The following is a 19,363-nucleotide window of genomic DNA, read 5'->3' as shown; positions in this document are numbered from 1 at the left end:
ACCAGGGATGTCCGCCAAAGTCGTTCATCCAAGCACGGCAAATGCGGTCGCGTTTGTGTCATCGCATCCTAACTGGCCGGCTTGAGCCTGACGAACATGTAGCGCGAATTGCCCCAGTTCGGCACTGGATTGGTGTAGGGATTCTCCGAGGTCGGAAAGCCTGTCCAGTAAGTTTGGTCCATTGCGGTGAACACGTTGTATGCCATCAGTGGTATGGTGGGCATCTCCTTCACGGCGAGCTTGACGTACTCCTTGCCGAGCTCGATCGATTTCGGATCATCGAAGCCGACCGTCCGGATCTCCTCGATGATCTTGTCGAGCGCGGGATTGGACCAGCGCTGCCAATTGCGGAGCGGCTGCGGTTTTCCTGGCTCGGCGATGAACTGCGAGTGCCAGCTGTCGAGGAAGTAGGACAAGTCCTGGTGGCCGCCCCAGGTTTCGACGCTCCAGCCGATGAAGGTGTCGAAATCGCCGGCCGCCCGTCGCGTGGGCAGCGTCCCCTGCGCGACATCGATCTTGGCATCGATGCCCGCCTGCTTCCATAGCTGCACAATCATCGTTCCGGCGCGGGTCATCACCGGACGCAAATCGCCTTCGACCATGACGCGGACGCTGAACGGCTTTCCGTCGGGCGTCATCCAGGTGCCGCCTCGTTTGGTGAGGCCGGCCTTTTCCAGAAGCTCCTGCGCCGCCTGCGGATCAGTCTTCCACCAGCCTCTGCCGAAAGCCTTGGCAATCTCCGCAGGATCGGATGGGATCTGCTCGCCCATTGAAGGTCGCAGCATGTCGGCAATCTGCTTGCCGATCGTGGGGTCATACGGCTTGATCTTGCGCTTGCCGGTATCGATCTCGAGTGCCTTGAGCCACTCTTCCATCGGCCCATGATAGGTCGCCGGGTGGGTTCCGGTCGGTGGCACACCGATCGCCGATATGGTGCCGGCACCGCGATAGGCCGCCATCGCAACGGCCTTGATGTCGATCAACAGCGCCAGCGCCCATCGTACGTCCGGGTTCTTGAAAGTCTCATTCTGGGTGTTGAAGATCACGGCGGGAAGCGTCGGGTCGGGGTGGCCATAGGGGAAACCCTTGAACCATGCCCGCGTCGCCTTGCTCTGCTTGGCAAGGGCGAACATGCCCTCAGGCGCAATATCGTGGATCACGTCGAGCTCGTGGTTGAGTTGCGAGATCACCCGCTTCTCGGGCGGTCCGGGATCGACATAGGCGAGATATTTCGGACCGGGCTTGCCAAAGCGCGCAAGCGTGGTGCGCTGCCAGTCGTCCCGGAGCTGCCAAATGTACCATTTTCCGTCGGGATCGTAGCTCTGCAGCAGGTAGGGGCCGAGAGAAATCGGCTTATTGAAATCGAATTTGGCGGGATCTTCGACTTTGTCGAAGATGTGTTTGGGCAGTATCCACACCGCCCCCCAGCGCACCGTGAAATTGGCGTGGAAGCGTGAGTTCGGCTTCTTGAGCTTGAACACAACCGTATGGGCGTCCGGAGCATCAACGGATGCGACGTTGCTCGCCAGCACCGCGCTGAAGCGCATGCCCGGATTTTTGATCTGCGTAGCCACCGTCGAGACGACATCGTCGGCGGTGAATTCGACGCCGTCGCTCCAGAAGATGCCGCTGCGGAGCTTGACCGTCATTTCGGTAAAGTCGGCGTTGTATTGCGGCTTCTCGGCAGCCAGCGAATTGTCCCAGACGCCGTCGAGGCCGCTCTCGGGATCGATGTACCAGAGCGTATCGAGCGCGACCTGCTGCAATCCGTTCGACTGCGATCCGGCATTGATCGCCCAGATGTTGAACCAGCCCGCGTTCTTGACGGTTCCTTCCGGGTTTTCCAGGATCAGCAAATCCTTTCTCGAGATGTTTTGCGGAATGCCCTGCGCATGGCTCGGCGCCAGCGCGACCAGCAGCGAGCCGAGCGCGCACGCAATCGGCAGCAATGCTCGAATGCAGCGCATCATGTCCTCCCGGCGCGGTTTGTCTCGATGCCGTTTTGGCTCGATGCTAGAGGCGCCAAAACCGATGAACAACAGAAATCTTATGCCGCAGGGAACATGGGCTGCACGCACATAATGGGCTCGTCGGACCCGGCGCCTGGGACGAACAGGAAATAGTTGTCTACCGCCCCATAAAAGAAGCCGTGTCCGAGGGACACGGCAAGTTTCAGGGAGGGTGAACCGGAAAATTCCCGATGCATGCGTGAGGCGTGGCCCCCGGCCGATCATCCGCCGGGGCGCGATCGAAAAAGATCAGCAGCCGTTCGCAGCTGCCGTCACCATTTCAGCGCGGCCGTGCGCACGGGATGGTCCCACATCGCCCGGGTCTCGGTGTCGAGCAGGCTCACGGTGAGCGAGCACCCCGCCATGTCCAGCGAGGTGACATAGCTGCCGACCAGCGAGCGGGCGATGCGCAAGCCGCGCTTTTCGAGCATCCGCCGCGCCGCGTTGTACATCAGATACAGCTCGATCGCGGGCGTTCCGCCAAATCCATTGACGAGCAGCAGGGCCTCGTTGCCTTCGCGGGCGTCGAGATCCTCGGCAATGGCAGTGGTCATCTCAAGAGCGATTGCATCGGCGCGCTCCAGCTTGACGCGGCGGCGTCCCGGTTCGCCATGGATGCCGACACCCACTTCCATCTCGTCCTCGGCGAGCACAAAGGTCGGCGTGCCTGCAGCCGGAACCGTGCAACTCGTCAGTGCCACCCCCATCGAGCGCGTCCGGGCGTTGACGCGCTCGCCGAGTACCACGCAAGCCTGGAGGTCGGCCCCCTTCTCGGCCGCCGCGCCGACGATCTTCTCGACGATCAGAGTGCCGGCCACACCCCGGCGGCCGATGCTGTGGATGGAATTCTCGACCGCGACGTCGTCATCGGTGACGATCGTGGCCGTGCGCCCCTCGGAAATCTCGGCCGCCATCTCGAAATTCATGCGGTCGCCCGCATAGTTCTTCACGATGAAGAGCACGCCCGCGTCACCCGAAACGGCCTGCGCCGCCTCGACGATCTGGTCCGGTGTCGGCGAGGTGAAGACCTGTCCCGGACAGGCCGCATCGAGCATGCCATAGCCGACGAAGCCCGCATGCAGCGGCTCGTGCCCGCTACCGCCGCCGGATACGAGCGCGACCTTCCGCGAATTGAGCTCGCGGCGCCGCACAAATTTCCGCTCGGGCCCGAGCGTCACGAGATCGGCATGCGCAGCAGCTAACCCGTCGAGGCTCTCCGCGAGCACGCCATCAACCGAATTGATGAACTTTTTCATGTTCTCCTCCCCGCTTCGTCCCTCTGAGCTTGACGCTCATTTTTCCCGTATGATCGCACTCAAACGTCGCGCGAACTCCTGCAGCAGCGCATCGAGCTCCGCATTGCGCTTCGAGCTGCCGAGGTCCGGCAGGTGCAGCGTCAGCGTCCGTTCATGCGCCCCCTCTGTCAGGCGGCCGATCCGGCGCGGGTGCGCACGGGTGTAGGCACGAAGGAACGCCGCCTTCGCCTGCGGCGGGAAATGGCAGACGTCGAAGATCGTGTTCAGGTGCTGCACGGGAATCGGCACCGGATAGGCCGGATTGCTGATCTGGCTGACGAAGCTGCGGTTCTTGCCCATGGCATGGGCCAGGCGCAGCCGCATGCCTGACGGGCGGCTCTCAAGCACCTCCTTGAAGATGCGCTTGTAGACCGCAACGGCGCCGGCCTCGGCCGGTTCATCGATCGCCATATCAGCCAAGCCCGCCTCCGCTGCTCAAGCGGTCGATGGTCTGCTTGATCTGCGCGAGCGCCGACGCATTCACCGACAACTCGCGTAGGCCGCAATTCAAGAGCGCTGGCACACAGCGCGGGTCGCCCGCCATGTCGCCGCACAGGCTGACGCTGGTTCCGGTGCGACGTCCGTGCTCCGCGGTTCGCGCGATCAGTTCGAGGAGGGCCGGATTCAAGGGATCCATCAAGGGGGCGAGAGCTCCGTTGGAACGGTCGCACGCAAGGACATATTGCGCGAGATCGTTCGAGCCGATCGAGAAGAAAGAGGCCTTGAAAGTCGCGATCGCCAGGGCCGCCGCCGGAACCTCGACCATGATTCCCAGCTCCGGGAGCATCGCGGCAATGCCCTCGGCCTGCAAGCGCTGCACGATTTCGGCGAACAGCTTCCGTCCGGACTCGAACTCGTGCGGCGCCGTGACCATCGGAAACATGACCCTGAGATTTCCTTGCACCGCCGCACGCGCCAGCGCGCGGAGCTGCACGCTGAATATCTCGGGTCGGGCGAGGCAGAGCCGCAGGCCACGCACGCCTAGGAAGGGATTGGCCTCGCCGTCGATAGTGAATCCAGGTACCGGCTTGTCGCCGCCGGCATCAAAGGTGCGAATGGTAACCGGGCGTCGATCGGCCCAGCGCAGAACGGAATCGTAGGCGCGATACTGCGTCTCCTCGTCGGGCAAGCCACCGCGCTCGGCGAGCAGAAACTCGGTGCGCATCAACCCAATGCCGTCAGCATATTGTGCGTCGGCATGATCGAGATCCTCGACGCGCTGGATGTTGATGAGCAGCTTGATCCGCTCCCCACGCCATGATGCGGTCGGCCGTCGCAGGATCGCCCGCGCGGACGCCCGGCTCTTGCGATGAATTTCGCGCCGCTTCTCGAACAGCCGCAGCTGCTCGGCACTGGGATCGAGCTCGAGAGTAGCGCCCTCGCCATCGAGCAGCGCCGTCGCGCCGATCTCCGGAATGGCGCCGAGCTGCACGACCATGGGGATGCCCCGCGCGCGCGCCAGCATCGCGACATGGCTCGTGGGGCTACCGCGCAGGAGCGCAAGACCACCGCCGGCCGACCAGTCGATCTCCAGGAAACGCGAGGGCGGCAGATCGTCGGCGCAAACGACGGCACCGCTCGGTATCTTGGGGGCCTCGCCCCCGCCTCCGCGCAAGATGCTGATGATGCGGTCGCGCAAATCCGCAAGATCGGAGCAGCGCGCCTTCAGATACTCGTCCTCGGCCGAATTATAGTCCGCAATCTGCTCGTCGAGCGCGGAACGCCACGCGACGTCGGCGGCATCCCCCTCGCTTATCGCCGTGAAGATCGCTTCGATGAAATCCTCATCCTCCAGCAGCGCGACCTGGAACTCGAGAATCTGCGCGGCCTCACCTCCCGCGATCGCGGCGAGCTCGGCGATCTGCCCACTTGCCGCGTCGATCGCCTTGCGAAGATCGAGCGCCTCCTCGACCAGCGAGCCTGCGATCCGCTCGCCATTCGTGCCCGCATCGACACGGACGAGCGGGCCGTGGGCAAAGCCGATCGAGGCGGTCCTGCCGCGATAAGCCAGTCCGGCAGCGCCTCCCTGCATGCTACGACGCCTCGTCCGGAAAGTCGGTTGCGATCAGGTTGACCAGGGCGGCGACGGCAGCCTCTGCGTCGCTGCCCGAGGCCTTGATCTCGATCGTGCTGCCGTGAGCCGCGCGCATGGCCATGATCTTGGCCACGCTCTTGGCATTGATCCACTCGGCCGCGCCCGCGACCCGGACGGAAATCTGGGCCTGGAACTTCTTGGCCAGTTTGGTCAGCTTGACCGCCGGGCGTGCATGCATGCCCACCGCGTGCACCAGCCGCACATTCTCGGTGATAATCTGGCCGTCCGCTTTATCCAGCATCGTCTTATTCCATCATCGTTTCGCCGACGCATCAGTCGGCAGAGAGTTCCTCGGCCACGGCCTTGACCTGGGCCAGCGAGCTGCCGCCCGCCGCCTCGGTCGCCGCCATCACGGCGCCCTCGACGATCGGCGCGTTGCATACGACAACGAGATCGCGGCGTGCCGGCTCCAGCATTTCGACCGCCATCTCGCTGTTCGTTTCGGCGCCGCCGAGATCGACGAGGATCGCGACGCCTTTCGCCGACCAGGCATCGTTGATGGCGTCGACGATCAGCGACACGCTGGTGCCGAGCCCGCCATCGGGATTGCCGCCGCAGAAGGCCACCTTGACCTCGCTGCCGACCATCTGCCGCACCATGTCGGCGGTGCCTTTGGCGATGTCCTTCGAATGCGAGACGATCACGATTCCCACGGCATCAGTCATTGCTTTCCCTCCAGGCTCGCGCATACCGCCTGCACGAGAACACAGCTCGAGCGCGCGCCGGGGTCGATGTGTCCGACGCTACGCGGCCCGAGAAAGGACGCCCGCCCCTTGGTGGCCCGCATCGGCGCGGTCCGCTCGACCGCCTCTGCGGCCGTTGTGCTGACTCGCGCGATCAGGTCCGGTTGGCCGGCCGCGTTCTTCAGCGTCTCCAGCACGGGAACGAGCACGTCGAGCATGGTCTTTTCACCGGCGTGCGAACGGCCGCGGGCGCTGACGGCGTTCACGCCGCTGCCGAAGACATCAGCAATGTCCTCAGGCAGATGCTTGTCGTGCGAGAGGGCCTCGCCTGCGGCCAGGAAGAAGCTGCCGTAAAGCGGGCCGGAAGCACCGCCGACCGTCATCACAAGCGTCTTGCCGATCGTCTTCAAAGCCTCGTCGAACGGCTGTTCGGAGATCGCATCGAGCTTGCCGAGCACGGCTTCGAACCCGCGCTTCATGTTGAATCCGTGATCGCCGTCGCCGATCGCCTGATCCAGGCTCGTGAGCTCCGGCGCGCTGGCAATGACCCGCTCTGCGGCTACCCTGACCAGCGATTTGAACGTCTCGGGTTGCAGCGACATTGCGACTGATCCTCTAGTGAACCGCCGGGAGGCGCTGCCCGGCGCCGTCGAAGCAGAGCGGATGCACCAGATCCAGCTCGACCTCCTGACCGGCATGCAGCGGTTGATGCGGATCCGCAAGCGTGACCAGCATCTCTCCCTTATAGTCCAGGTGAACGTGATTCTGCTCGCCGAGGTGCTCGACCCGGTGCACGCGGCCGACCATCGGCCCGCCATTACGCGCCGCGAGGCGAAGGTGCTCCGTGCGGATGCCGACTGCTTCCGTTCCCGGCGGCAGCGGCACGTCCGACAACAGCCGCGCGGGGAGGAAATTGATCTGGGGCGTGCCGAGGCGCGAGGCGACATAGCTCGACGACGGACTCTCGTAGATTTCCCGGGGCGTGCCGAGCTGGAGCAGCTCGCCATCCTTGATCACGCCGATCCGGGACGCCATCGTCATGGCCTCGACCTGATCGTGGGTCACGTACAGGATGGTTGCACCGAGCTCGAGCTGGATCCGCTTGAGCTCCAGCCGGAGCTCGGCACGGAGCTTGGCGTCCAGCGACGACAGCGGCTCGTCCATCAGATAGATCGAGGGATCGCGGACCAGCGCACGACCAATTGCCACTCGCTGCATCTCGCCGCCCGAAAGTCGGGTTGCGCGATTGTTCAGCTTGCTTGCGATATGCAACAACTCCGCCGTCTGCTCGACCCGCTTCTTGATGATCGGCTCCGATACCCGTCGCGCGGGCGAGCGCAACGGGAACGCAAGGTTGTCATAGACGGTGAGATGCGGATAGAGCGAATATTGCTGGAAGACGAAGGCAATATCACGCGCTCCCGGAGGAGCCAGCGTCACGTCGCGTCCGTCAATCATGACCGAGCCGGAATCGGGAGTTTCCAGCCCGGTGATCAGCCGCAAGGTCGTGGTCTTGCCGGCACCGCTCGGTCCGAGCAGCACCATGAATTCTCCGTCATTCACCGAGAGCGAGAGCTCGCGCACGGCCGCCACCGCGCCGAAGCGCTTGCTGATGTTGCGCAGGGCGACGTCAGCCATGGTTTGCGCTCCCCTCGTTGGCAGTTCGTATCGCAAGGCCGCTGGCGACGTCGAACAACGCGAGTCGTTCCGAACGGAATTCAAGGCCGACCCGCTCGCCGATCCGCACCGACGCGCTGGAAGGTAACCGCGCCGCAATGCGCCCATGCGCGGTGTCGACGGTGACGATCTGGGTGGTCCCAAGATACTCGGCGCCAAACACCTCGCCGCGGACGGGTGCCGCGTCGGCGAAGCGGATATGCTCCGGCCGAACGCCGAGTGCCATAGCGGCGCTGGCGCGATCCTCTCGGATCTCCGGCACCGCGATGCTCGTGTCATGGAAGCTGATCGTCCGTTCGCCGGAACGCAGACTTGCCTCGAAGCGCATAAAATTCATGGGCGGCGAGCCGATGAAATCGGCCACGAACATGCTCGCGGGCCGATCATAGATCTCCTGCGGCAGGCCGATCTGCTCAACGCGACCCTCGTTCATGACGGCGATCCGATCCGCCATCGACATCGCCTCGAGCTGGTCATGCGTCACGTAGACGGTGGTCGCCCCGATGCGATCGTGCAGGTCGCGGAGCTCGCTGCACATCAGATGACGAAACTCGGAATCGAGCGCGCCCAGCGGCTCGTCCATCAGAAAGGCCTTTGGCCGCCGCACCATGGCGCGCCCCAGCGCAACGCGCTGCCGATCACCGCCAGACAGCTTCGAGGTCCTGCTCGACAGCAGATGCTCGATTCGCAGCAGTTTGGCTGTCTCCTGCACCCGCTGGTAAATATCGCGCCGGGCCATGCCCTGGCACTTGAGGGGAAAGCCGATATTCTCGGCGACGTTCATGTGCGGATACAGCGCAAAAAGCTGAAATACGAAGGCGATATCGCGCGCGGATGCGCGCTGGAAGGTCACGTCCTCATTGTCGAGCAGGATCTTGCCCTCGGTCGGCAGCTCAAGGCCCGCAATCATGCGCAAGGTGGTGGTCTTGCCGCAGCCGGAGGGGCCGAGCATCGCAAAGAAGGCGCCATCGTCGATCGTGAAGTTGGAGCCTTGTACGGCCGCAAACTGATCGAACGACTTGCGCAGGTTTTCGACGCGGATTTGTGCCATGTCTGCCGCCTTATTCCGGAAAATGGCTCACGACGACGTAGCCGAGCGTGCCGGCGAGAATCGTCACGAAGGAATAGCTGTAGAGATCGATCGACCAGGGTTGCACCAGCATGACGATGCCTCCCCCGATCAGGGTCATGGCAGCGGTCTCCCAGGGTCCGCGTCGGAACCAGCGAGAGACCGCGCCTTTGCCGACTGCAGCAGAACCGCTCATTTGCGCACAGCTCCGAAGGTGATGCCGCGCAGCAGGTGCTTGCGCAGCAACACGGTGAACAGGACGATCGGAACGACGAACAGGGTGGTGGCCGCGGCAACGGCCGGCCAATCCTGCCCGCCCTCCCCGATGATGAAGGGGATGAAGGGCGGCATGGTCTGCGCCTCGCCGCTGGTCAGGAGAACCGCGAAGGCATATTCGTTCCAGGAGAAGATCAGGCAGAAGATCGCGGTGGCTGCGATACCGGTGACGGCTTGCGGCAACACCACCTTGCGCAGCGCCTGCAGCCGCGTGTAGCCGTCCACAAGAGCGGCCTCCTCGTATTCGCGCGGGATCTCGTCGATGAATCCCTTGAGCAGCCAGACCGCGAGCGAGACGTTCACGGCAGTGTAGAGCAGGATCATTCCGAGCCTGGTGTCGGTCAGATTGAGCTGCCGGTACATCAGATAGATAGGGATTGCGACCGCAACGGGCGGCATCATGCGCGTCGAGAGAATGAAGAACAGAAGGTCGTCAGCCAGGGGAATGCGGAATCGCGAGAACGCGTAGGCCGCGAGCGTGCCGAGAAAGACGGCCAGGAAGGTCGAGCCGAACCCGATGATCAGCGAGTTGACGAAGCGCGGCACGACCTTCGACGGTCCGGCAATCACCATGTCGCGCTGGCGCACGAGCTTGTCGTACCAGGTCTGCGGCGGCGGCAGCTTGGCGATGAAGTCCGGCGTCTGCCGGGTGCGTACAGTGAACAGGTTCACATAGCCTTCGAGAGTCGGCTCGAAGATCACCTTGGGCGGATATGCGATCGCGTCGCTCTGCGATTTGAAGGCGGTGGCGACGATCCAGACGAGCGGCAGGATCGTGATCACGGCGTAGAGGATGACGAGGCTACCCGCCACCGTCTTTGCGCGCGGCGACGCTTCGACAATGGAGTGCGCGGTGGACTTGGTGAGGGCGGCGGTCATCGTTGCTTCACCTTGTTGAGCGCTTTGACGTAGATGTTGGCGGCACCGAACACGGTGACGAACAGGATGATGGCGAGCGCGGAGGAATAGCCGGTGCGCCATTTCTCGAACGCCGCGCGCTTCAGCGTGATCGACACCAGTTCGGTGGTCGACCCCGGCCCTCCTGACGTCAGGAGATTGACCATGTCGAACATCTTGAAGTTCTCGATCGCGCGAAACAGCACGGCGAGCATCAGGAATGGAACCGTCATCGGCAGCGTGATGGACCAGAACTGCCGCCAGGCCGAGGCGCGATCGACTTCGGCCGCCTCATAGATGTAGTCGGGGATGGAGCGAAGCCCGGCGAGGCAGATCAGCATGACGTAGGGCGCCCACATCCAGGTGTCGACCAGCACGATGGTCCAGGGTGCGAGCGAGACCTGCCCGGTCATGCTGAACGAGCTCGGCGGCACGCCGGTGAACAGACTGATCAGATAGTTGAATGGCCCGATCTGCGGCTGCAACAGCAACGTCCAAAAGTTGCCCACCACCGCCGGTGACAGCATCATCGGCAGCAGGATGATCGTCGTCCAGAAGCTGTGGCCGCGAAACTGGCGGTTGATCAGGAGCGCGAGGCCGAAGCCAATGGCGACCTGAAACGCGACGGACCAGATCACGAACTGCGCCGTGGTCTGCAGCCGGATCCAGACGTCCTCGTCGGTGAGGATGTCGGTGAAATTGTCGAACCCGACGAAGCGCAGCGGCAGATAGGACATGCTGAGATTGAGGCTGGTGAAGGACAGCCGGATCATCCAGACCAACGGAAAGATGTTGATCGCCAGCAGGAGCGCGATCGTCGGCGCGACGAACAGCCAGGCGATCGTCCGGTCCGACAGTCCGCGGACAGTTCGCGCAGTGCGAGATTTGGCGGGCTCGCTCATGCCGGGAAACGTAGCATCGTCAGGTTGAAGGATCGTGGTCATCTTGTCCATCGGCTGGCTGGCTCGGGTTCCCCGAGGCGCACACGCCCCGGGGTACCGTTTCGGTCGACGCGAGGCCTACGGCCTATTGCGAGGCGACCTGCTTGCCCTGCTCCTTAAAGACCTTGGCCCAATCCTTGACCAGGAGATCGAGCGCCTGCTGCGCCGTGCCCTTGTCGGCGACGACGTAGTCGTGCACACGCTTCTGCATGTCGAGCAACAACTGGGCGTAGGACGGCTCGGCCCAGAAATCCTTGACGATGCCCATCGACTCCAGGAATTGAGGCGCGAACGCCGCGCTTTTCGGGAAGTCTGGCGCGTCAACAACGGCTTTCAGCGCCGAGTAGCCGCCGAGCTGCCACCACTTCTGCTGCACGGCAGGCTGTGCGAACCACTTGATGTAGGCGAGCGCGTCGTCCTTGCGGTCCGACGTCGCGACCACCGAGATGCCCTGTCCGCCGAGCTGGGTGAAGTGTGCGTTCGGGCCGGCCGGATTGACGAAGAAGCCGATCCTGTCGCCGCCGACGTTCGGATCCTTGTAGAGGCCGGGGAAGAAGGCGAACCAGTTCATCTGCATCGCCACCTGACCGGACTTGAAGGCGTCGAGCCCCTCCTGCATGTAGGCGTTGGTCATGCCCGGCGCCGTGCAGCACTTGTAGAGCTCCTTGTAGAACTCGAGCCCCTTGGCCGCGTCGGCCGAATTGACGATGCCCTGCATCTGATACGGCTTCTTGGGATTGTCGTAGCTGAAGCCGTAATTGTAGAGCACGTTGGTCACGCCCATGGTGATGCCTTCGGAGCCGCGCTCGGTGAAGATGTAGGCGCCATAGACCTTCTTGCCGTCGATCTCGCGGCCCTGGAAGAACTGCGCGATCTGCTTCAGCTCGTCATAGGTCTTCGGCGGCGCCAGATCGCGGCCGTACTTCGTCTTGAACGCCGACTGGATATCCGGGCGCGAGAACCAGTCCTTGCGATAGGTCCAGCCGACCGCATCCGCCATGGCCGGCAGCGCCCAATAGTTCGGCGAGTTCTTCGGCCACTGCGAATAGCCAACAACCGTCGCCGGAACGAAGTCGTCCATCGATATCTTCTCCTTGTCGAAGAAATCGTTGAGCTTCACGTACCACTTGTTCTCGGCGGCGCCGCCGATCCACTGACTGTCGCCGATAATCAGGTCGCAGAGCTTGCCGTGGGAGTTGAGCTCATTGAGGAAGCGATCGGCATAGCTCGTCCACGGGACGAACTCGTATTTCATCTCGATGCCGGATTGCTTGGTGAAGTCCTTGCCGAGCTCGACCAGCGCGTTGGCCGGATCCCATGCCGCCCAGCACAGCGTGAGCTGCTTACCTTGGGCCGCAGCCTCGCCTCCGCCAAATCCCCCCAGCAGCGCCACCGCAAGAACCGTGGTTGCCGCCGAGCCTCTCAACCAATTGAATGTCCGCATATCCGTTTCCTCTCTCGTTGAAGCATCTAACCCGCTCGGCGCGTCCTGCCGGAACGACGCCAAGACCCTGAAACCGAGTTTGAGGAGCGATGAGTGAAGGACGAGACGGACCGCTTCCGGAGACGGCTCCGGAATGGCTTGGGCTCCTCCCACACATCGGCCCGATGCGTGATGTTTAGTTTTTTGTAACACTAAACGTATTACTAAATTTCGGAGATCGTCAAGCCCCGTTTGTCGCGAATCCGGCGAAAGACTTACGGCGTTCGCGCGCAAGCAGCATGTTCGCAGCCGCAGCGAAAATGTCGGAAAATATTGCCGATGTGACCGCCGATGTCGCCCGGCAGGAGCAATCCAGCCCATCCGAACAGCAGGAGAGTCGGAAGGTCGGCCATCGCCGCGTGTTTAGCAAACTAATTTACTGAATGTGCCGCAATACATCGTCATTCAGCAGAAGGCCCCCCTGGTCTACCAAACCCAGCACGACGTTCCGCAGGCCTTGGCGCAAGTGACCGGCCGACCGGGACGCAGACCACATCGACAGTTTCATGCGGTGCTCAGCAGATGTTGCGTAGTGTTCATCTGTAAAATCCGACGACGGCCTTGGTCTCGAGATACTCCTCCATGCCCTCGAGGCCGTATTCGCGACCGTTGCCGGAGCGCTTGTAGCCGCCAAAGGGAGCATTGGGGTCCCAGTCAGGATAGTTGAGATGAACTTGACCCGACTGGATCCGCCCGGCGACGGTCCGCACCGTCTCCATATCAGTGCCCTGCACATGGGCGCCGAGGCCATAGACGGTGTCGTTGGCGATCGCGATCGCCTCGTCCACGCTGTCGTAGGGAACGATCGACAGCACCGGGCCGAAGATCTCCTCCTGCGCGATCCTCATGTCGCGATGGACGTTCGAGAAGATGGTCGGCCGCGCATAGAGGCCAATCTGAAGGTCGCTGGGCCGCCCGGGCCCGCCGATAACGAGCTTGGCGCCTTCCTCCAGGCCGACACCGATCATTGTCTGCACGCGCTCGAACTGCGGCCGGTTGGCGATTGGGCCGTGGGTCGTGTCTGCCGCAAGGGGATCGCCGACCACCAGTTCTGAAGCGGCCGCTGCCGCCAAAATCTCGACCTCTTTCATGTGCGAGTGAGGCACGAGCATGCGCGTCGGCGCGCTGCAGGATTGGCCGAGATTGCGGAAGGCGGCCGCGACGCCTAGCGGAACAGCACGGCTGAGATCGGCGTCCGGCAAGATGATGTTAGGCGACTTGCCGCCGAGCTCCTGGGCAACGCGCTTGACGGTGGGCGCCGCCGCTTGCGCGACGAGAACGCCTGCCCGTGTCGAGCCGGTGATCGAGATCATGTCCACCTGTGGATGGGACGCCAGAGCGGTGCCCACCACCGGACCTGTCCCATTGACGAGGTTGAAGACGCCGGACGGACAACCGGCATCGTCCATCAGCTCCGCGAATAGCAAGGCACTCAGCGGCGACAATTCGCTCGGCTTCAACACCACCGTGCAGCCGGCTGCGATCGCCGGGCCCACCTTGGCGGTGATCTGATAGAGTGGCCAATTCCACGGCGTGATGAGGCCGCAGACACCGATGGCCTCGCGCATGATCGCGGTGCTGCCGCGGGGAGCGATGAATGAATAGGTCGCGAGATTGTCGCGGGCGACACGGATATGCTCGGCGGCCAGCGGCACCTGAGCGCGGCGCGCGTAGTTGATAGCGGCTCCCATCTCGCAGCTGAGAGCTTGCGCGAACAGCTCCAGCCGCTCGAGCAGCAAGCCATGGATCCGATCGAGCAGCGCCGCCCGTTCGGCGGCTGGCTTACGAGACCAGTTCGCGAAAGCACCTCTGGCAGCTGCGACCGCGCAATCCACATCCTTCTCACTGCCGAGAGCGACCTCGGCGATCGCGTGCTCGGTCGCCGGGTTGACAACGCTCGCCTTGGCCGATCCGATCGGTTTCCGCCATTCTCCGTCGATGTAGAACTTTGTGAGGAAGCCTGCTTCCATCAGGTGTCGAACGGGCGACGTCATTGGAAGCGGTCCTTGATCCGGTAATAAGCGCCGACCAGCGGAAGAAACCAGGGCGGACCGAGATGGCCGGGAATGGCAGGCCAGGCGAAGTCCTTCCACGGATTGAGCTCGGCGCGACCGTCCATGACTTCAGCCATGATCGTCCCCATCAGGGTCGACATCTGGGTGCCATGGCCGCTGTAGCCCATGGAATAGTAGATGCCGTTGCGTTCGCCGGCGCGCGGCAGCCGATCGCGCGTCATGTCGACCATTCCGCCCCAGCAATAATCGATGCGCACGCTGCGAAGTTCGGGAAAGACGTCGTGCAGCGCAGCCTGCAGGATCGCGCCGCTTTTCTCGTCAGACGCCGGATTGGAGATGGCAAAGCGCGCGCGTCCACCGAACAGCAGCCGGTTATCGGGCGTCGTTCGGAAGTAGTTGACCAGGTTCTTCGTATCCACCGCCATTCGGCGGCTTGGCAGAAGCCGGTCGAGCATCGCGATCGGCAAGGACTCGGTCACGATCAGGAATGCGCCGACCGGTACGATGCGACGTCGAACCCAACCGAGCGGCCCCGTCTGCGAGATGCCGCTCGCCAGCAGAACCTGCGAGGCCCTCAGCTGGCCCTTGGATGTCTCGATCTCGTGGCCACCTCCGGCGACGGGCCGCAGGCCCATCATCGGCGCATGCTCGTGGATTTCGACGCCGCGGCGCGCTGCGGCTTCCGCAAGGCCGCGGACGAAGCGCCCGACATGCATGCCGGCGCTCTTGCGGTAGACGAGCCCGCCGTAATAGCGCTGTGATCCCACCTCGCAGGCGAGATCAGGACGGCTCACCATCTCCGTATCAGGATCGACATGAGCAGCCAGCAGTTCCTGGCTGCGCGCCAGCTTGTCATAGTGCTCGGGTCTCGCCGCGAGCTTGATCTTGCCGACGCGCGCGAAGCTACAGTCGATCTTCTCTTCGGTCACAAGACGCTCGACCGTATCGACGCCGGCGTCGAAGGCCCGGTAGAGCCGGTCGGCAGTGTCCTTGCCGAGCTTGGACGACAGCGTGCCGTAATCCTGAGCGAACCCGTTATTGCACATCCCGCCGTTACGGCCGGACGCCGCGTGCCCAATCGTCTCGGCCTCGAGCAGCACGACGCGCGCCCCCTTCTTGGCCAGCGCCAGCGCGGCGGAGGAGCCGGTGAGGCCGCCACCGATCACGGCAACGTCGCAGGTGCCCTGCACCGGACCGGTGGCGGCGCTCGTGAACGGTCCCGATGTATCCAGCCAGTAGGATGTCAGCTTCATACGCCGGTTCTCCGAAAATCTCGCTTTAGCGTCCGCAATTGCGGTAACCCAACTCTGTTTGAGCCTACCAACCACGCATCCGCGGCCATCGTGCTTCGATTGCATCGCTGCTGTCGGAGACGACGTTGTACAGATCGTGTTGCGACGCCGTCGCGCAGGCGTGATTGGGCAGGATCCTGACTTTCGCGCCGATCGGGAGATGCGGCAAAGCTTGCGTCGATCCCGATCTCATCGCGAGGATGCCGTGCTCCTGGCTTACCTGCGCGACGATCAGGTCGGGATAGACCTTGCCGGAGAGATCGCAGACGAGGCCATAGCCCTGATCAACCCGCTGCGCCGCGGTGCCGCGGTCGCGCGAGAGCGCCATCCACCCCGCATCGACCAGGATCCAGCTCTTCTCTGGCTTGGTGCCGATCACGGTGGCAAGAATCGAGATCGCGATGTCGTCCGTCGTGCAGACACCGACACCGTGCATTACCAGATCGAAGAACATATAGACGCCGGCCCGCACTTCCGTAACGCCCGCCAGGTCTTCGGCGAAATGCGCCGTCGGAGTCGAGCCGACGCTCACGACAGGGCATTCATGCCCCGCTGTCCGCAAGGCCTCCGCCGCGGCAACGGCCACCGCCCTCTCATTCTCCGCTGCCGAGACGAGGGCCGCGCGCGCACGGAGGCCGTAGGATTCGCCGGCATGGGTGAGAATGCCTGCGAGATCGACGCCGGCTTCAGCCACCGCGGCCGCGACGGCGATGAGCTCGGACCCCTCAGCGGTCAGCCCGCCACGGTGACCGTCGCAGTCGATTTCGATGAAAGCAGACGGGGCTACGCCAGCGGCGCGACCGGCCGCGCCCAGGATGATCGCCTGCTCCCGCGAATCGAGCAGTACCTTGAGGTCCACGCCTGCTTTCCGCAGACGCATCGCTCTTTCAGCCGTGTGGGGCGCCAGACCCACGGCATAAGTCATGTCGCGGAAGCCGTGCCGAGCGAAGTACTCTGCCTCCGCCAAGGTGGAGACAGTGATCGGTCCCGGTCCGGACGGATAGGCGCATTGGGCGACGTCTATGGATTTCGCGGTTTTCATGTGAGGACGCAGCACGACGTCCCGCGCGGCCATGCGAGAGGACAGGCGGTTCAGATTGCGGTGGAGACGCTCCTTGTCGAGCAGGAGGGCCGGTGTTGCCAGCGCGCCGACCGTTACGGTCGTCTCGCCGTTCTGGATGTCCGCTGCGCGCATCTCCAGCTGTGACATTTCGAACTCTCCTAGCCGAACGATTGATTGGCAAGCGCGAAGGTGCGCGCCGGCCCGACTGCCGGCGGCTGCGTCCCCAGGATCATTGTGGTCGCATCACTGACCCGCTGCAGGCCGATGCCCTCGAGCCACTCCCCAAGTTGCGATGTCGCGGAGGTGTCTATGCGGACGAAGCGACATCCGAGATTTGCGAGCGCGGCCTCGATCAGCGCGCGTGCATCGGCCGGAGTTTCGGCAATGACAGGCCCAATGACATGCCCACGGCCGAAAAGCCGGGAGATGACGTAGCCGCGAGCCATGCCATCACGCTGCAGGAGATAGCCGTCGCCGCTCCGGACGAGCCGATCCAGCATCCGTCGCCTCTCCAAACCGGTAGCCTCGCGATCAAGCTGCGCGACTGCCTCGAAATCCGATGTCGTCATTGACCTCATGAGGCCAGACCGCGGCGGCTCGTGGGGTTGCGTTGGAATTCCCTGGTGCTGGTGGATGACGCCGATCGGCACAAAGCCGCGGCGGCGATACAGCATGATGCCTTCGGCCGTCGAATTCAGCGTGATGGTCCGCGGCCGCGCGGAGCTCAGCAACGCATCCATGAGTCGAGCCCCATAGCCGCGGCCCTGAGCGGCCTTTGCGACGATGATCATGCCTGCGGAAGCATGAGTCTCGCCGTACGGCCACCACGCTGCCGTCCCGATCACGGTGCCAGCGCGCTCCAGAACAAAGCCTGTTCCCAACTGCAGCGCGACATTCCAATCCTCGAGGCGATAAGGCCAGGTCATCTCTTGCGAGAGCTTCAGGGCCCCCTCGAGATGTGACCTAGCGAAAGGGACCAGCAGCGCGGTCTCATTGTCGCATTCTCCCGCCTGGTAGGCTGTGGTGGTCATCATGATTCAATGTCTCTTGGTCGCGGTGTCGCGCCTTGCCGGCGGCGCCCGACGCGGCAAGGGCCATCTGATGATCCCTGCATTGTCTGCAGCGTACCTTGCCCCCGACAGCATTACGCAATCAGACTGGAGCAAAGCTCGGCATAGAATTTCATTGATGATGCCCTGGAGCAGCCAAACTGCCGTCCATCACCGGCTGGCGCGCCACAGCGCGATTCGGTCGCGCATGCGATAGCCCTGAATGAAGGCGGGCATGAACCACGGATTGCCTCGATAGAACGGGATGAAGGCCGGAGGGCGGAAGTCAAAAGCGGTGCGTGCCTGCTCCTCATGTCCCATGAGCTTATGGGCTGCATGCATACCGATCCATGGCGCCCAGACCACGCCCGACCCGCAAAAGCCGGTGGCGCAGACGATACCGTCCTTCTCGAAAATGCGCGGAATCATGTCGCGGTTCATGGCGACATTGCCGAACCAGCTGTGTGAGAGGCGAACGCTCTCCAGTTCCGGAAACAGATTGACCAGGCCCGTGCGCAGAAGCAGCTTGGGGGCGATTGGATCGCCGACGCGGGAGCTGTCACGGCCGCCGAGCAAAATGCGTTTGCCGTCAGGCGATGGCCGGTAATAGAAGCCGACCTCACGATTCTCGGTGATCATCATCCGTTTCGGCATCAGCCGCGTCATGACGTCAGGCGCGAGCTCCTCTGTTGCAATGATCCGGCTGCGGACCGGGACCAATCTGCGACGCAGGAAGGGCATGGCACCATCGGTGTAACCGTTGGTACAAACCAGGACCTGACGCGCCTGCACCGGACCGGCCGCGGTGACGACGCGGAATCCGGCGCCATCTCTTTCGATTGAGATCACCGGCGTCCGCGCGTGGACTGCCAATCCCGAAGCGAGCGCGACACGCAGCAGCTCGGCGTGGAATTTGGCCGGGTGCAGCCCGCCGATATCCATCCGAACCGTGCCGCCGCGATAGACATCCGTGCCGATATACTTGCGCTGCTCGGCATATGAAACTGCATAAGCCTCGATCTTCAGCTTGTTCGCCAGCCTCTCAGCAGTACGCGCCATGGCTTCGTATTGCTCATAGCCGAAGGCGCCCTTGAACTGCCCCACTGGCTGGAAGTCGCAGGCGAGGCCTTCCGTCCTGATGAAATCGTACAGGAACTCGCGTGCGGCCTTGCCTTCGGCCTCGATCGCCAGCGCCTTCTCTTCACCGAACCGTCGCGTGAGCGTCGCGAAATCCGGGCGAATCGTTCCGCTGGTGATTCCGCCGTTGCGCGTCGAGGCCCCTTCACCGGGATCCATTGCATCAAAGGCTGCAACCGAACGCCCCTCGCGCGCGAGCACCAGACCAGCCGAAAGCCCGGCATAGCCCGCGCCCACGATCAGCACGTCGAGCTTCTTGGATAAGGGTTGCTGAGGCAGCGGCTTGAGCGGGGCGGCTTCCCACCAGTAAGGCGTCGCCTTCTCATCTACTCTGGGCGCATGCATGGCGTTTGCTTCTCTTCTGTCTTCTCCTGTTCAGCCG

19 protein-coding genes are annotated in these 19,363 nt (G+C 63.3%); 1 reads left to right on the top strand and 18 read right to left on the bottom strand.

Features of this window, described 5'->3' with window-relative positions; all coding sequences use genetic code 11:
* Positions 1–68: 68 nt before the first annotated feature.
* The 13 genes from N2604_RS18275 to N2604_RS18215 form a co-directional block, all read right to left on the bottom strand.
* Positions 69–1,967, bottom strand: a complete 1,899-nt coding sequence (locus N2604_RS18275; protein WP_260375996.1) for an ABC transporter substrate-binding protein — start codon at positions 1,965–1,967, stop codon at positions 69–71.
* 314 nt (positions 1,968–2,281) lie between these two features.
* Positions 2,282–3,265 (bottom strand): dihydroxyacetone kinase subunit DhaK, encoded by a 984-nt coding sequence (gene dhaK / locus N2604_RS18270; RefSeq protein WP_260375995.1) that lies wholly within the window; start codon positions 3,263–3,265, stop codon positions 2,282–2,284.
* 36 nt (positions 3,266–3,301) lie between these two features.
* Positions 3,302–3,715: a hypothetical protein gene (locus N2604_RS18265; protein ID WP_172784643.1), complete on the bottom strand. Its 414-nt coding sequence runs from the start codon at positions 3,713–3,715 to the stop codon at positions 3,302–3,304.
* Between the two features lies 1 nt (position 3,716).
* On the bottom strand, positions 3,717–5,336 hold the full coding sequence (gene ptsP, locus N2604_RS18260; protein WP_260375994.1) for a phosphoenolpyruvate--protein phosphotransferase: 1,620 nt from the start codon (positions 5,334–5,336) through the stop codon (positions 3,717–3,719).
* 1 nt (position 5,337) lies between these two features.
* Positions 5,338–5,640, bottom strand: coding sequence for an HPr family phosphocarrier protein (locus N2604_RS18255; RefSeq protein ID WP_061880618.1), 303 nt, complete (start codon positions 5,638–5,640; stop codon positions 5,338–5,340).
* A 31-nt stretch (positions 5,641–5,671) separates the two neighbouring features.
* Positions 5,672–6,064 (bottom strand): dihydroxyacetone kinase phosphoryl donor subunit DhaM, encoded by a 393-nt coding sequence (gene dhaM, locus N2604_RS18250; RefSeq protein WP_036041954.1) that lies wholly within the window; start codon positions 6,062–6,064, stop codon positions 5,672–5,674.
* Complete coding sequence (gene dhaL / locus N2604_RS18245) at positions 6,061–6,684, bottom strand: dihydroxyacetone kinase subunit DhaL (RefSeq protein ID WP_260375993.1); 624 nt, start codon at positions 6,682–6,684, stop codon at positions 6,061–6,063. Before dhaL ends, dhaM begins: the two co-directional genes overlap by 4 nt.
* Positions 6,685–6,697: 13 nt before the next feature.
* The gene (locus N2604_RS18240) at positions 6,698–7,720 is read right to left on the bottom strand and encodes an ABC transporter ATP-binding protein (protein ID WP_260375992.1); all 1,023 of its coding nucleotides are present in this window, start codon (positions 7,718–7,720) and stop codon (positions 6,698–6,700) included.
* On the bottom strand, positions 7,713–8,810 hold the full coding sequence (locus tag N2604_RS18235; RefSeq protein ID WP_260375991.1) for an ABC transporter ATP-binding protein: 1,098 nt from the start codon (positions 8,808–8,810) through the stop codon (positions 7,713–7,715). The genes N2604_RS18240 and N2604_RS18235 overlap by 8 nt, the downstream gene beginning before the upstream one ends.
* A 10-nt stretch (positions 8,811–8,820) precedes the next feature.
* Positions 8,821–8,949, bottom strand: coding sequence for a hypothetical protein (locus tag N2604_RS39785; protein WP_370058248.1), 129 nt, complete (start codon positions 8,947–8,949; stop codon positions 8,821–8,823).
* Positions 8,950–9,020: 71 nt separating this feature from the next.
* On the bottom strand, positions 9,021–9,983 hold the full coding sequence (locus N2604_RS18225) for a carbohydrate ABC transporter permease (RefSeq protein WP_260375989.1): 963 nt from the start codon (positions 9,981–9,983) through the stop codon (positions 9,021–9,023).
* Positions 9,980–10,954 (bottom strand): carbohydrate ABC transporter permease, encoded by a 975-nt coding sequence (locus tag N2604_RS18220; protein WP_409241720.1) that lies wholly within the window; start codon positions 10,952–10,954, stop codon positions 9,980–9,982. The genes N2604_RS18225 and N2604_RS18220 overlap by 4 nt, the downstream gene beginning before the upstream one ends.
* A gap of 73 nt (positions 10,955–11,027) precedes the next feature.
* Positions 11,028–12,386: an ABC transporter substrate-binding protein gene (locus tag N2604_RS18215; RefSeq protein ID WP_260375988.1), complete on the bottom strand. Its 1,359-nt coding sequence runs from the start codon at positions 12,384–12,386 to the stop codon at positions 11,028–11,030.
* A gap of 278 nt (positions 12,387–12,664) precedes the next feature.
* Between N2604_RS18215 and N2604_RS18210 the strand changes: the two genes are divergently transcribed.
* The gene (locus N2604_RS18210) at positions 12,665–12,808 is read left to right on the top strand and encodes a hypothetical protein (RefSeq protein WP_260375987.1); all 144 of its coding nucleotides are present in this window, start codon (positions 12,665–12,667) and stop codon (positions 12,806–12,808) included.
* A 153-nt stretch (positions 12,809–12,961) separates the two neighbouring features.
* Here the strand turns inward: N2604_RS18210 and N2604_RS18205 are convergent, their stop codons facing one another.
* The 5 genes from N2604_RS18205 to N2604_RS18185 form a co-directional block, all read right to left on the bottom strand.
* On the bottom strand, positions 12,962–14,419 hold the full coding sequence (locus N2604_RS18205) for an aldehyde dehydrogenase family protein (protein ID WP_260376244.1): 1,458 nt from the start codon (positions 14,417–14,419) through the stop codon (positions 12,962–12,964).
* On the bottom strand, positions 14,416–15,693 hold the full coding sequence (locus tag N2604_RS18200) for an FAD-binding oxidoreductase (protein WP_260375986.1): 1,278 nt from the start codon (positions 15,691–15,693) through the stop codon (positions 14,416–14,418). The genes N2604_RS18205 and N2604_RS18200 overlap by 4 nt, the downstream gene beginning before the upstream one ends.
* A 64-nt stretch (positions 15,694–15,757) precedes the next feature.
* A complete protein-coding gene (locus tag N2604_RS18195; RefSeq protein WP_260375985.1) occupies positions 15,758–16,942 on the bottom strand; it encodes an alanine racemase in 1,185 nt (394 codons plus the stop codon).
* A gap of 11 nt (positions 16,943–16,953) precedes the next feature.
* A complete protein-coding gene (locus tag N2604_RS18190) occupies positions 16,954–17,829 on the bottom strand; it encodes a GNAT family N-acetyltransferase (RefSeq protein ID WP_260375984.1) in 876 nt (291 codons plus the stop codon).
* Between the two features lie 186 nt (positions 17,830–18,015).
* Positions 18,016–19,326 (bottom strand): FAD-binding oxidoreductase, encoded by a 1,311-nt coding sequence (locus N2604_RS18185; RefSeq protein WP_260375983.1) that lies wholly within the window; start codon positions 19,324–19,326, stop codon positions 18,016–18,018.
* Between the last annotated feature and the right edge of the window lie 37 nt (positions 19,327–19,363).

The organism is Bradyrhizobium sp. CB1015 (genome assembly GCF_025200925.1).
Lineage (GTDB): Bacteria > Pseudomonadota > Alphaproteobacteria > Rhizobiales > Xanthobacteraceae > Bradyrhizobium.
The sequence above is the reverse complement of the archived record's forward strand: the minus strand, read 5'-3'. Positions and strand labels throughout refer to the sequence as shown.